General features: G+C 71.8%; 14 protein-coding genes. 9 read left to right on the top strand and 5 right to left on the bottom strand.

Annotation, left to right across the window (positions count from 1 at the left end; genetic code table 11):
* Window positions 1-8: 8 nt before the first annotated feature.
* Complete coding sequence (locus AB0G10_RS02270) at window positions 9-1,175, top strand: glutamate--cysteine ligase (RefSeq protein ID WP_360915195.1); 1,167 nt, start codon at window positions 9-11, stop codon at window positions 1,173-1,175.
* Window positions 1,176-1,376: 201 nt separating this feature from the next.
* Window positions 1,377-2,840, top strand: coding sequence for a polysaccharide deacetylase family protein (locus tag AB0G10_RS02265; RefSeq protein WP_360915191.1), 1,464 nt, complete (start codon window positions 1,377-1,379; stop codon window positions 2,838-2,840).
* A 48-nt stretch (window positions 2,841-2,888) separates the two neighbouring features.
* Here the strand turns inward: AB0G10_RS02265 and AB0G10_RS02260 are convergent, their stop codons facing one another.
* On the bottom strand, window positions 2,889-3,731 hold the full coding sequence (locus AB0G10_RS02260) for a DNA-formamidopyrimidine glycosylase family protein (RefSeq protein WP_360915188.1): 843 nt from the start codon (window positions 3,729-3,731) through the stop codon (window positions 2,889-2,891).
* 167 nt (window positions 3,732-3,898) lie between these two features.
* Between AB0G10_RS02260 and AB0G10_RS02255 the strand changes: the two genes are divergently transcribed.
* From AB0G10_RS02255 to rocD, 4 genes are all read left to right on the top strand, one after another.
* Window positions 3,899-4,504, top strand: coding sequence for an ATP-dependent Clp protease proteolytic subunit (locus tag AB0G10_RS02255; RefSeq protein ID WP_360915185.1), 606 nt, complete (start codon window positions 3,899-3,901; stop codon window positions 4,502-4,504).
* A gap of 116 nt (window positions 4,505-4,620) precedes the next feature.
* Window positions 4,621-5,220 (top strand): hypothetical protein, encoded by a 600-nt coding sequence (locus tag AB0G10_RS02250; RefSeq protein ID WP_360915182.1) that lies wholly within the window; start codon window positions 4,621-4,623, stop codon window positions 5,218-5,220.
* A gap of 285 nt (window positions 5,221-5,505) precedes the next feature.
* Window positions 5,506-6,312: a dimethylargininase gene (gene ddaH, locus AB0G10_RS02245; RefSeq protein WP_360915179.1), complete on the top strand. Its 807-nt coding sequence runs from the start codon at window positions 5,506-5,508 to the stop codon at window positions 6,310-6,312.
* Window positions 6,309-7,520: an ornithine--oxo-acid transaminase gene (gene rocD / locus AB0G10_RS02240; RefSeq protein ID WP_360915176.1), complete on the top strand. Its 1,212-nt coding sequence runs from the start codon at window positions 6,309-6,311 to the stop codon at window positions 7,518-7,520. Before ddaH ends, rocD begins: the two co-directional genes overlap by 4 nt.
* Window positions 7,521-7,592: 72 nt before the next feature.
* Here rocD and AB0G10_RS02235 read toward each other — a convergent pair whose 3' ends face one another.
* Window positions 7,593-8,747, bottom strand: coding sequence for an FHA domain-containing protein (locus tag AB0G10_RS02235; RefSeq protein WP_360915173.1), 1,155 nt, complete (start codon window positions 8,745-8,747; stop codon window positions 7,593-7,595).
* Window positions 8,748-8,905: 158 nt separating this feature from the next.
* Here AB0G10_RS02235 and AB0G10_RS02230 point away from each other — a divergent pair, with 158 nt between their 5' ends.
* A complete protein-coding gene (locus AB0G10_RS02230; protein ID WP_360915170.1) occupies window positions 8,906-9,700 on the top strand; it encodes a hypothetical protein in 795 nt (264 codons plus the stop codon).
* On the opposite strand, the gene AB0G10_RS02225 is transcribed toward AB0G10_RS02230, so the two are convergent.
* Both AB0G10_RS02225 and AB0G10_RS02220 read right to left on the bottom strand, forming a co-directional pair.
* Window positions 9,679-10,719 (bottom strand): 1-acyl-sn-glycerol-3-phosphate acyltransferase, encoded by a 1,041-nt coding sequence (locus AB0G10_RS02225; protein ID WP_360915167.1) that lies wholly within the window; start codon window positions 10,717-10,719, stop codon window positions 9,679-9,681. The genes AB0G10_RS02230 and AB0G10_RS02225 overlap by 22 nt on opposite strands.
* Window positions 10,719-11,567: a patatin-like phospholipase family protein gene (locus AB0G10_RS02220; protein WP_360915164.1), complete on the bottom strand. Its 849-nt coding sequence runs from the start codon at window positions 11,565-11,567 to the stop codon at window positions 10,719-10,721. The genes AB0G10_RS02225 and AB0G10_RS02220 overlap by 1 nt, the downstream gene beginning before the upstream one ends.
* A 47-nt stretch (window positions 11,568-11,614) precedes the next feature.
* Between AB0G10_RS02220 and AB0G10_RS02215 the strand changes: the two genes are divergently transcribed.
* Together AB0G10_RS02215 and AB0G10_RS02210 are read left to right on the top strand one after the other, a co-directional pair.
* Complete coding sequence (locus AB0G10_RS02215) at window positions 11,615-12,010, top strand: MerR family transcriptional regulator (RefSeq protein WP_360915161.1); 396 nt, start codon at window positions 11,615-11,617, stop codon at window positions 12,008-12,010.
* Complete coding sequence (locus tag AB0G10_RS02210; protein WP_360915158.1) at window positions 11,989-12,336, top strand: thioredoxin domain-containing protein; 348 nt, start codon at window positions 11,989-11,991, stop codon at window positions 12,334-12,336. Before AB0G10_RS02215 ends, AB0G10_RS02210 begins: the two co-directional genes overlap by 22 nt.
* A 138-nt stretch (window positions 12,337-12,474) precedes the next feature.
* Here the strand turns inward: AB0G10_RS02210 and AB0G10_RS02205 are convergent, their stop codons facing one another.
* The gene (locus tag AB0G10_RS02205) at window positions 12,475-12,690 is read right to left on the bottom strand and encodes a hypothetical protein (protein WP_360915155.1); all 216 of its coding nucleotides are present in this window, start codon (window positions 12,688-12,690) and stop codon (window positions 12,475-12,477) included.
* Window position 12,691: the final 1 nt, after the last annotated feature.

The following is a 12,691-nucleotide window of genomic DNA, read 5'->3' as shown; positions in this document are numbered from 1 at the left end:
GACGGCCCATGGACGCCGCCACCGAGGGAACGGTCCTCCCCGCGGACATCGCCGCCGAGGCCGACCGGAACGACCTGCACACCCTCGGCATCGAGGAGGAGTACCTCCTGGTCGACGCCGTCGAGCCACGCGCCGTCGAGGCGGTCGAGGACGTCTTCGCCGAGCTTCCCGAGGAACTGCGGGACGGGGTTCAGCACGAGTACTACCGCAGCCAGATCGAGGTGGCGAGCCCGCCGCGGCTCGACCTCGCCGACCTGCGCGAGGAGATGGCCCGGCTGCGCGGCACCGTCGCCTCGGCCGCCGAGCGGGCCGGCGCGCGGCTGCTCGCGATCGGCACCGGGCCGGCCGCCGGGCCGAACCTGCGGATCGTGGACAAACCGCGCTACCACCGGATGCGGGAGCGCTTCGGCGACCTCTCCCCCGGCCAGGGCATGTGCGGCACCCACGTGCACGTGAGCATCCCCGACCCGGAGACCGGCGTGCAGGTCCTCAACCACCTGCGCCCCTGGCTGCCCGTGCTGCAGGCGGCCGCCGCGAACTCCCCGCTCTTCGCGGGCCGCGACACCGGATACGCGAGCTGGCGCTCGATGATGTGGGAGCGCTGGCCCACCGTCGGCCCGACGCCCTACCTGCACTCGCACGAGCACTACCTCACGCTCATCGCCGACCTCGAGGCGAGCGGCGCCATGCTCGACGAGGGGATGCTCTACTGGTACGCCCGGCTCTCCGCGAACTACCCGACCGTCGAGATCCGGATGGGCGACGTCACGCCGACGCTCGACGACGCCATGCTGCTCACCGCGCTGGCCCGGGCCCTCGTCGCCACGCTGCTCAACGAGGTCCGCGACGGCATCGAGGCGCCGGACGTGCCGCATCCCCTGCTCATGGCCGCACACTGGCGGGCCGCGCACGACGGGCTGGAGGGTCTCAACATCGACATGGCCACGCGCGAGCCCCGTCCGGCATGGCGTCTCATGCGTCAGCTCTTCGATTTCGTACGTCCGGAGCTGGAGAGGCATGGCGATCTCGAGACGGCGACCGTCCTGATGGGACGGCTCCGGGCCGGCGGCACCGGTGCGGCCCGGCAGCGCGCGATGCTGGCCCGCGGCGCCTCGGTCGCCGACGTGGTCGACGAGCTGGCCCGCCTGACCCGGGGAGAGGCGCCCTCCGCCTGACTTGAGGCGAAATAGCGGGACCGATAAGGATCACACCCCTATCGGTACGGATGTTGCGGAGCGTAGTCACATACGGTGAGCAGCGAAAATCACCGTCCGTGGCGACGGAATGACCGATCCGGTATCGCGCTCGATCATGCCAACCGGTAGGCATGACGGATGCTTCCGCACAACCCGCGTCCAGCAGCACCGTCATCCGGTGTGGACGGCGCCCGGGTCGGGCGGCACCGCAGGCCCGACGCGCCTGCCGAGAACGACCCGGCCGGCACCCCCACCCTCGGGAACCGTGCCCTGATTCTGAGCGCCGACAGCCTCGGCACCGACTCCGGCACCCGCTCGGCCCGGCACCGCGCGGCCACCGGCGGTTCCTCGTACGGAGCAAGGAGCGTGACCGGCGCACGCGGCTCTCGCGGCACGGGGTCGCGCTCGGCGCGGCACTCGCAGACCACCCCGCGCGCGTCGCGGGACAGGGCGCGGGAGAGGAACAGCGCGGCCCGGCACCGCGCCCCCGGCGGCACCGTCCCGCTCGACGGCTGGCTGAAGGCCGCGCGCAACCGGCCGCAGCTGATGCTCGGCACCCTGGTCGTCGCGGGCCTGCTGCTCACCGCGCTGCCGACGATCCCGCAGCAGGGCGGCGGCCCGACCAGCGTCATGAACGTGGCCGCCCAGGCGGTCTCCCGGGCGACCAGCTCGAAGCCGGCGCCGGAGGAGACCCGGATCGCCGCGCCGATCGCCACCACCCGGCCGGAGTCGGCCGAGCAGGCCGAGAAGCCGTCGCCGGCCGCCTTGACAGCCGCCCCCACGACGCCGCCGGCCGCCGAGGTGCAGCCGGCGAAGCTCGCCGTGCCGAAGGGTGACGGGCCGTCGAACTCGCTGCGCACCACCGGGTCGCGGACCGTGACGCTCACCTTCGACGACGGCCCCGACCCGAACGAGACTCCCAGGATCCTGGAGATCCTGGCGAAGTACGACGTCAAGGCCGTGTTCTGCCTCGTCGGCACGCAGGCACAGCGATACCCGGAGCTGGTCAAGCAGATCAGCGACGCGGGCCACGTGCTCTGCAACCACACGTGGGACCACGACCTGAAGATCGGCAAGAAGAAGCCCGAGCAGATCCTCGAGGACCTGGTGCGGACGAACGAGGCGATCCGGGCCGCCGTGCCGGGCGCGGAGATCCCCTACTTCCGGGCGCCGGGCGGCAACTTCACCGACCGGCTGGTCCGGGTGGCCTACACCGGCGGCGGCATGACCTCGCTCTACTGGGAGGTCGACCCTCGGGACTGGGAGCACCCGGCCGGGGAGACCGCCGAGCAGCACGTGAAGCGGATCGTGTCCACGGTCAAGAAGGAGACGCGACCGGGATCGATCATCCTGTCGCACGACTTCAACCAGCCGTCGACGACAAAGGCGTACGACCAGCTGATGCCGTGGCTCGTGAAGAACTTCTCGCTGGGCATTCCCGGTCAGGAGCCCGCGCCGGCCACCACCGAGCCGACGCCCGCGCCGAGCAGTCCGGCGCCGGTCGAGCCGACGCCCGCGACGCCGTCGCCCTCGGTCTCCGGGTCGCCGGCGGCCGAATCACCGGCCGCCGAGGCGCCGGCCGGAGGCGAGGGCGGGGCGGCCGCGGCGGGTGCCGGGCCGTCGGTGTCGCCGAGCGCCGGCTGAACCGCTGCTTCAGCGCCGGCGCTGTTTCTCAGCGGCCGGCGGTGCTCTTCAGCGCCGGCGTGCGCGTCCCGCCGGCGCGGTGATCGCGGGCTGGCAGGTCGGGCACCAGTAGAGGTTGCGCCCGGCCAGCGGCCCGCGCGCCACCTCGGTGCCGCAGACCAGGCAGGGCTGGCCGGGACGGCGGTAGACGTACACCTCGCCGCCGTGCCGGTCGACCCGCGGCGCCCGCCGCATCGCCTCCGGCGTGTGCTCGGTGTGCACCGTGTCGATCCGGCCGCGCGCCACGCCCTCCTTCATGAGCGCCCGCAGGTCGTCCCAGATCGCCGTCCATCCGGCCGGGTCGATCGCGGTGCCCGGCGTCTCCGGCGACAGCCCGGCCCGGAACAGCACCTCGTTCGCGTAGATGAGGCCGCAGCCCGCCACGATCGACTGGTCGAGCAGGAGCGCGAAGAGCGGCTTCGTGCTGCTCCGCACCTTCGCGTAGGCCCGGGACGGGTCGGCGTCGTCGCGCAGCGGGTCGGCGCCGAGCCGGGCCTTCAGCAGGTCGACGGCGCCCGGGTCGAGCACCTCGCACGCGGTCGGGCCGCGCAGCTCCAGCCAGTGACCGGAACCGGTCATCGCGAGCCGCACCTGGCCGACCGGGACGGGCGCCTCGCCCTCGCCGTCGGCGAACTTGCCGTAGAGACCGAGGTGGACGTGGACGGTCCGGCCGTCCGCGTAGTGGTGCAGCAGGTGCTTGCCGTACGCCTCGGTGTCCCGCAGCACCTGGCCGTCGACCAGGGCCGCGCCCGCCGCGAACCGGCCCTGCGGGCTGCTCACCGCAACGCGCGAGCCGGCGAAGAGCTCACGGTGACGGACGGCAAGGCGGTGAATGGTATGTCCCTCGGGCACCGGACAAAATTAGCCGCCGCGGGTCACCACACCGATTCGGCGTGATCAGTACCACTGCGGGACGCTTTCTGCCCACAGCGGATTCGCCCTGAGGGGAATCACTGGGCTATTCCGCCACGCCTGGGAGAAGGTGTGAAACGTAAACAGCGATGCGAGAGGGTTGGCTCATGAGCATTGACACGACCATGCGTGGCGGCGGCGCGTCCTTCGACGACCAGGTGTTCGAGCGGCTGCTCCGCGAGCGGATCATCTTCCTCGGCAGCGAGGTCAACGACGAGGTGACCAACCGGATCTGCGCGCAGATGCTGCTGCTCGCGTCCGAGGACTCGGAGCGCGACATCACGCTGTACATCAACTCCCCCGGCGGCTCGATCAGCGCCGGCATGGCGGTGTACGACACCATGCAGTACATCAAGAACGACGTCGCGACCGTGGCGATGGGCATGGCGGCCTCGATGGGCCAGTTCCTGCTCTGCGCCGGCACCCCCGGCAAGCGCTACGCCCTGCCGCACGCCCGGGTGATGATGCACCAGCTGTCCGGCGGCATCGGCGGCACCGCCGCGGACATCGCCATCCAGGCGGAGAGCATGCTGCACATCAAGCAGGTCATGAACGAGCGGATCGCCTTCCACACCGGGCACACCCCGGAGGAGATCGAGCGCGACTCCGACCGCGACCGCTGGTTCACCGCCCAGCAGGCCAAGGAGTACGGCCTCGTCGACCACGTCATCACCACGACGGCCGACGTGCACACCGCTTCCCCGATCGGCTGACATCCGAGCAGTTCGAAGGGCACGTGGAGTGACTTCCACGTGCCTTTCGTGTCGTTTGGGGTTCAAGGGGGTATAGAGCTTCGTCATCACTGATGAGAACGTTCGGAGGTGCTGACGTGAGGATTCCTTCCTTCTCCCGCCAGTCCTCGGCCGATAGCACGGTCGAGGACCGGCCCACCGCGACCACCACGCCCGCGACGCAGCGTGACGAACAGGTCGACGACCGCCTGCCGCGCCGGACCCCGGTCGCGCCGCGGACGAGCACCGTGACGCCGCCGCGGGACGAGACCACCACGAGGATCCCGGCCACCCGCCTCGACCACCGCACCGAGGCCGAGCGCGCCGCCGCGGTGACCGAGGACCGCCCGGCCGCCGAGCCGGTCCGGGACCGCAAGCCGCGCGCCAGCCTCGCCGCCACCCTCGGCCTCATCCTCGGTGTCGCCGGCGCGCTGCTGGTGCTCTCCGGCCCGCTCGTGGGCTACGGCATCGGCGTCGCGGCGCTCGGCCTGATCTTCTCGGTGGTCGGCTTCTTCGCGACCCGCAAGCGGCACATCGCCGGCAAGACCGACGCCCTGATCGGCCTGCTGCTCTCGATCGCCGCGATCGTCGTCGGCATCCTGGCGCTGACCGGCTCGCTCTCCTGGCTCGGCACCGACATGCAGCCGGCCTCCGATCTCCGGCAGTGGCTCGACACACAGTTTGAGACCCGCTTCTGACGGGTATCAGACATTCATCGCCGGTGATGCACCGGTGATTGCTCCTCGGAACCGGGACGGTGCTCCACCGAACCCGCCCCGAAATGCCTCCGGCGGTGCGCCGGAGATCCTCGCAGGGCGCTGCAGGGCTGGCGGTTCGCCGGCTCCGCAGCGCCCTGCGCTTTTCTGTGATGAAGGGCCACGCAATGTTTCGCCGTGGCCGTCGGCGATCACGCAACGATTCGCCGCCGTACGCATGGTTGATCCAGGGTGATCGTCGGCCGATCCCGCATAGCGTCTTGTTCCATGACGTCCCACGCCATGCCGCGCCGCTACCTCATGTGCCGGCCCACCCACTTCGCCGTGACCTACCGGATCAATCCGTGGATGGACCCGGCGGCGCCGTACGACAACGCGCTGGCCGTCAGCCAATGGGAGAACCTGCGGCAGACGTTCCTCGACCTCGGCCACACCGTCGAGCTGATCGAGCCGCTCCCCGGCCTGCCCGACATGGTCTTCGCCGCGAACGGCGGGACCGTGGTGGACGGCCGGGTCCTGGGGGTCCAGTTCCGGGACGCCGAGCGCGCCGACGAGGCGCCGGCGTACGCGTCCTGGTTCCGGGACCGCGGCTTCGAGGTGCACGAGCCGAAGCACACCAACGAGGGCGAGGGCGACATCCTGCTCGCCGGGGACGTGCTGCTGGCGGGCACCGGGTTCCGTACGGCGCACGCCTCGCACGCCGAGACCCAGGAGTTCCTGCGCCGGCCGGTGATCACGCTGCAACTGGTCGATCCGGCGTACTACCACCTGGACACCGCGCTCTGCGTGCTGGACGAGACGAACATCGCGTACCTGCCGCAGGCGTTCTCCCCGGGCTCGCAGGCGGTGCTCCGGCAACTCTTCCCGAACGCGATCGTCGCGACGCCGGAGGACGCGGCCGTGCTCGGCCTGAACGCGGTCAGCGACGGGCGCACCGTGGTGCTGCCGGCGCAGGCCGTCCATCTCACGGCCGCCCTCGAGGCAGCCGGTTACCGGACCATCGGGGTCGACCTGTCCGAGCTGCGCAAAGCCGGCGGCGGCCCGAAGTGCTGCACGCTGGAGGTGCGCTCGTGACGACCGTGGAGTTCCGTACGCCGGACGCGCTGGCCGAGGCCGAGCGCTGGACCGCCCACAACTACCACCCGCTGCCGGTCGTGGTCGCCGAGGCCGAGGGCGCCTGGGTCACCGACGTCGACGGCCGCCGCTACCTCGACTTCCTCGCCGGGTACTCGGCCCTCAACTTCGGGCACCGGCACCCCGGCCTCGTCGCCGCGGCGCACGCCCAGCTCGACCGGGTCACGCTGACCAGCCGCGCGTTCGTGCACGACCAGTTCGCCGCGTTCTGCAAGGGCCTCGCCGAGCTCTGCGGCAAGGACATGGTCCTGCCGATGAACACCGGCGCCGAGGCCGTCGAGACCGCGATCAAGGTGGCCCGCAAGTGGGGCTACCGGGTCAAGGGCGTGGCCGACGAGCGCGCCGAGATCATCGTGGCGGCCGGCAACTTCCACGGGCGCACCACGACGATCGTGAGCTTCTCCACCGACCCGGAGGCGCGGGCCGAGTTCGGCCCGTACACGCCCGGGTTCGTCGTGGTTCCGTACGGTGATCTCGAAGCCGTCCGGAAGGCGATCACGCCGAACACCGTGGCCGTGCTCATGGAGCCGATCCAGGGCGAGGCCGGCGTGCTGGTGCCCCCGGCCGGGTTCTTCGCCGGGGTGCGCGACCTCTGCACCGAGCGGAACGTGCTGATGATCGCCGACGAGATCCAGTCCGGGCTCGGCCGCACCGGCCGCACGTTCGCGATCGAGCACGAGGGCGTCGTCCCGGACATGTACGTGCTCGGCAAGGCCCTCGGCGGCGGCATCGTGCCGGTCTCCGCGGTGGCCGCCGACCGTGCGGTGCTCGGCGTGCTGCGGCCCGGCGAGCACGGCTCGACGTTCGGCGGCAACCCGCTGGCCTGCGCCGTCGGCGCCGAGGTGGTCCGGCTGCTCGCGACCGGCGAGTTCCAGGAGCGCTCGGAGCGGCTCGGCGCGCGGCTGCACGCGGGGCTGACCGCGCTGATCGGCAAGGGCGTCGTGGCGGTCCGCGGGCGCGGCCTCTGGGCCGGCGTCGACATCGACCCGCTGCTGATGACCGGCCGGCAGGCGTGCGAGCGCCTCGCCGAGCGGGGCGTCCTCGCGAAGGACACGCACGGCTCGACGATCCGGCTGGCCCCGCCGCTGACGGTCACCGAGGAGGACCTGGATCACGCGCTGGCCCAGCTGGCCGCGATCCTGGCGTAGCCCTCCACTCGATCTTGTGAAGTCCCGCAGCAACGGTGCCGCGGGACTTCACAAGATCGCACAAAAGCAGGCTCAGCGGCCCACCGGGCGGAACGCCATCGTCGGCGCCTCGCCCATTACCGACTCGGGCTGCACCACGCCACCGGTCGCCCACATCTTCGACCGGCCCAGGTGCACCCCGGCGTAGAGCTCCACCACGTCCTCCGGCCCGAGGACCCGGCTCTCGTCCCGCTTCAGGGTGAGCCGCTGGTCGTCGTCGGGCGCGCCGCCGGGGCGCAGGCCGGAGCCGTTCATGCTGATGTCGGTGACGGTCACCTCGCCGGCGCGCAGCGAGAGCTGCACGTGGCCCCGGCTGATCCACTTCCGGGCGTCGTCGGTGAGCCACTGCCCCAGCATCACGCCGGCGCCGCCCTCGGGGGCCCGGCCGATCACGACCGGCTGGTCCTCGGAGACCACGAAACGCTGCCGGATCACGCCGTCGATGCGTACCGAGAAGACCTCGGTGGCCGGGCGCGCGCCGGCGTCCCGGAGCCGCTCCCCGTGCCGCGGGCAGGTCGGCGCGCCGGACCGCAGGGCCGGTGGCGGCTGCGAGACCGGGCTCGTGAAGGTCCGCATGTCGGAGAAGAAGCTGTCCGAGTCGCCGGCGCCGCCGGTGCTGTAGCTGGTGCAGTTCGGCGCCGGGCAGTTCCACACCCGGGCCAGCAGCCGCTCGCCGAGCGGCGACCGGGGCACCGGGGGCGCCACCTCGCCCCGGCCGACCCGCGGGACCAGCACCGGTCCGCCCTGGTTCGACACGAGCGCGAGCAGGCGGCCGGGGTCGGTGACCCACGGGCGGCGGTCCCGGAAGCGGTCCTCCCGGTCGCGGGTGAGCACCGGCAGGCCGAGCATCTCGGCCACCTCGAGCACCCGGTCGTCGAGCTGCGGAACCACCTCGATCTTGCCGTCGTCGGCCCAGCGGCGGACGACCATGCGCTCGTTCGAGGTGAGATCGGTGTCCGAGATGAGGCCGCGAGGCGCCACCGCGTAGACGGGCACGTTCTCCTCGGCGACGTACCGGCCGAGCGCGTCGACCAGCAGACCGAGTCGGACCAGGCTGGCCGGGCGGCCACCGTCGAGGTCGGCGTAGCGGACGACCTCGGACAGATCAACCACGGCCCGGGCGAGCGCCGGGTCGGTGGTGAGCCGGACCTCGATGGCGTCGAGGACCTTGCTGACCTCGAATCTCACGAGTCCTCCCCATGGATTGCGCGTACCGGCCCATCATGCCCGCCACATGATCCGCCGAGAAATCCGGGCGTCCGCGAGGCCGGACTTGTCCGTTTGTTTCGTCACTCCATCGGGCAAGGAGGCTCATCGACAGGCGTCTCACGGCAGGAGATAGGCAAATGCGAAAAATCGCTATTTGTGCGGCATGCGCCGCCATCGCCCTGGCGGGCTGCGCCACCACGAGCACCGCCGACCCGGCACCCTCCACTTCGGTGTTCGCCTCGGCGGAACCCGCCCCGAGCGTCACCTCGACCGCCGACCCGGCCGCCACGGCCGCTCTCGGCAAGGCGACCGCCGCCCTCGGCACCACCAGCTACACCATGACGGTCACGGCGGGCACCGGGTTCAAGCTGTCCGCCCTGCTCGACCCGCCGGGCGGCAAGGGCACCGCCGAGCTCACCGCGAGCGGCCCGAACACCGAGATCACCGTGAAGTCGCTGCTGATCGGCCAGGACCTCTGGGCGCAGATCCCCGGCATCACCAAGGACGGCACCTGGACCCACCTGGACATGAGCCGGCTGCCGGAGGGCGCTAACGTCGGCCTGCGCCCCGGCCGGATCGACCCGGTGGACTCGGCGAACCTGCTCGCCTCCACCACCGACGTCCAGTCGACCGGCGGCAACACCTACTCCGGCACGGTCGACCTCACGAAGGCCGCCGGGATCGCCGGCCTGGACCGGGTCACCATCGACGGCTACGGCTCGGCCGCGCAGCGGGTGCCGTTCGTGGCCGCCCTCGACGAGCAGGGCCGGCTCGCCACGCTGACGGTGACGCCGCCCGCCGTGAACGGCACGGCCATCGCCCCGATCGAGGCGCGGTACACCGAGTACGGCCGTACCGTCGACGCCGAGCAGCCGCAGGCCGCCACCGTGGTCGAGGCGCCGGAGAACGTCTACCGGGCTCTCGGCGGCTGACTCTCGAACTGCTGGGGCCGGTTGCTCTCGACCCAGGCGTCGATCCGCGCCCACCAGTCGTAGAGCCAGTCGATCCGCTCCTGCTCGCCGGCCGGCACCTCCTCGGGCGGCACGCTCCAGAACCGCATCACCAGACGCTTGTCCATCGGCAGCTCGCGCCAGACGTCGGACACCGTGATCATCCGGTCCAGGCCGGTGTGCGCCACGAAGATCACCCCGGCGTCCGGCGCGGCGTCGATCGCGGCGAGCAGGCCGCCCGGCTTCGGCGGCAGCAGGTTGCGCAGGTGCTCGGCGCGCTCGGCCATCTCGTCGAGCCCGCTGGCCCGCAGCCGGGCGATCGCCTTCACCTTGCGGCGCGGGGTGAAGTTGCCGCCCTCCGGGAAGATCACGAAGGCGTCGTTGTCGTCGAGGCCGGTCGCGAGCGCGCCGATCTGGTCCTCCAGCGTCGCCGTGCCGGTCCGGCCCGGCGAGATGAACCGGTTGGGCAGGCGGTTGAGCAGCACGTCCACGGCCGGGTCCCACTGCAGGCCCGCCTTCAGGACGATCCGCGGCTCCCGGGCGAACCAGTTGACCAGCGCGTGGATCAGCGTGAACGAGTCGCCCGGCCCGGCGTGCCGGCTCACCACGATCTCCGGGCGGCCCGGGACGGCGGTGTCCGGGTCGGTGCCGACCACGTCGATGGCGAGGTGCAGCGACCAGCGCGCGAACCAGAACAGGACCCGCAGGAACCATCCGGTCAGGACGTAGTGGGCCCGCTGGAAGAACGGGTTCCGGATCTTCCAGCCGCAGCCCGAGGCGACCCAGAAGACCGCCAGCACGATCAGCGCGGCCGCGTCCCAGACGAGGTAGACGATCAGCAGGAACACGAACCTCGGCACCCGCAGCCGGCCGGGCACGAACGGCGAGACGGCGAGGGCCAGCAGCAGCCAGAGCGGCAGGGTGGTGAGCAACGTCACCGCGAGCACCACCACGAGCGGGGCGAGCACGACGCGTCGCACCCAGATCGGCGGCAGCCCCATCACTGCCCCGGCAGCGGGTTCACGTTGGCCGCCAGGTAGCGGCGGGAGGCGGTGTAGGCCCGGCTGATCCGGCGGCCGACCGAGGCCATGTCCCGGTACGCCCACGGCGAGTCGTCGCGGGCCTCGCCGCCGCCGCTGGGGAGAACATGCACCCGTACATCGTCGGGCAGCGACGCAAGCTCGCGGGCGAACCGGTGCCGGCGGGCGATCTCGAACGCCACCTGTGCCACCTCCCACGGCCGCTTCGGCACGGCGAGTTGCCGTTCCACCCTGCCGACCTGCAATACGAAGATCAGCTTCGCGCCGATCCGGACCGCCTCGCCGATCGGGATCGAGTTCACGATGCCACCGTCCACATAGTGCTCGCCACCGATCTCGGCGGGTGGGAGCAGACCGGGCACGGCCGAGGAGGCGAGCACCGCGTCGACGAGCGGCCCGCTGTCGAACCAGTGCTCGGCCGCGCGCTCGATGCTGGCGGCACAACACCGGAACGGAATCTTGAGATCGCTGAACGACGTGCCCTCGCCGAGCTCGCTCTCCAGCAGGCGGCGCAGCGGCCGGGGCGAGTGCAGGTGGGTGCGGGCCGCGAACCGGCGCATCTGCCGGCCGATCGAGTCCCCGTAGACGGCGGCGGCCTCCGGCGACGTCCAGAGCCGCAGCAGCCGATCGGTCACCGCCTCGGACGGGTCGGCGGCCACCAGCGCCCCGTTCACCGCGCCGATCGAGGTGCCGACCACCACGTCCGGACGGAACCCGGCACGGAACAGCGCCCGCAGCATCCCGACCTCGACGGCGCCGAGCACACCGCCGCCACCGAGCACGAACGCGACCGGACCACTGTTGACCATGTCCCCATCTTGCCTTGACGCCGATGTCAGGGCCTACCGTCGGTCCCATGCTGATCGGAGAGTTGGCCGAACGGGCCGGCACCAGTCCGCGCACGCTGCGCTACTACGAGGAGCACGGCCTCGTCCGCCCGAGCCGGGACGCGAACGGCTATCGGCAGTACGACGACGCCGAACTCCGCGTGGTGCACGAGATCCGCGCCCTGCTGGCCGACGGCTTCGGCGTCGACGACATCAAGCCGTTCGTGGACTGCCTGCGCGCCGGCAACAGCGCGGCCCACGTCTGTCCCGATGCCGTGGCGGTCCTGCGCCGCCGCCTGGCCGAGGTGGACGGATACCTGGCCCGGCTGAACGACGTGCGCCGCCGCCTGAGCGATCAGCTCGACGAAGCCATCGAACACCGCCTCGAGGACCAGGAGATCCGATGCCTGATGAATCCCTGCTGACCGTCACCGACGCCACCTTCGCCGACCTGGTCCTGGACTCCCCGGTCCCGGTGGTCGTCGACTTCTGGGCGCGGTGGTGCCCACCCTGCGGCCCGATGACCCGCGTGCTGGCCGACCTGGCCACCGAGTTCGGCGACGAGGTCCGGATCGTCACGATCGACGTCGACAGCAATCCCGTCACCACCCGCGCCCACCGGGTCCACTCGATGCCGACGCTCCTCTTCTTCACCGCCGGCGTCCTCACGAACAGCCTGGTGGGCGCCCGCCCCAAGACCCTCCTGCGCCAGGCGATCACCAACGCGATCCGCCCATATTCCAATGCATAAACCATGATTTGTACGAAGATGACGGCCGTCTCCACGAGCAATGCGACGCCGTCCCGTGGCGCACCACACCTGCGGCCACGTTCCCCCGGCGCGTTCCGCCGCCGGCCCCGGCGCACCCGCACGCTCCCAGCGGCGACCTCAATCCAGTTCGGGCATGGCCACCGGCTGCGGGCGCGGGCGGCACGTTCCGCACTGGACGGCGTCCTCGACCACGAGTGCCTCCGCACGATCGCGGGTGACCGATCGGCTGATCTCCAGGAGGTAGGGGCCGAAGCGGGCGTGGTCGGCGCACACGCCCCGGCCGCAGAAACGGCAGGTGGCGCGGGCGCCCTCGGCACAGAACCAGCAGAGCATG

It is taken from the genome of Actinoplanes sp. NPDC023714 (assembly GCF_040639855.1).
Classification (GTDB): Bacteria; Actinomycetota; Actinomycetes; order Mycobacteriales; family Micromonosporaceae; genus Actinoplanes.
The sequence above is the reverse complement of the archived record's forward strand: the minus strand, read 5'-3'. Positions and strand labels throughout refer to the sequence as shown.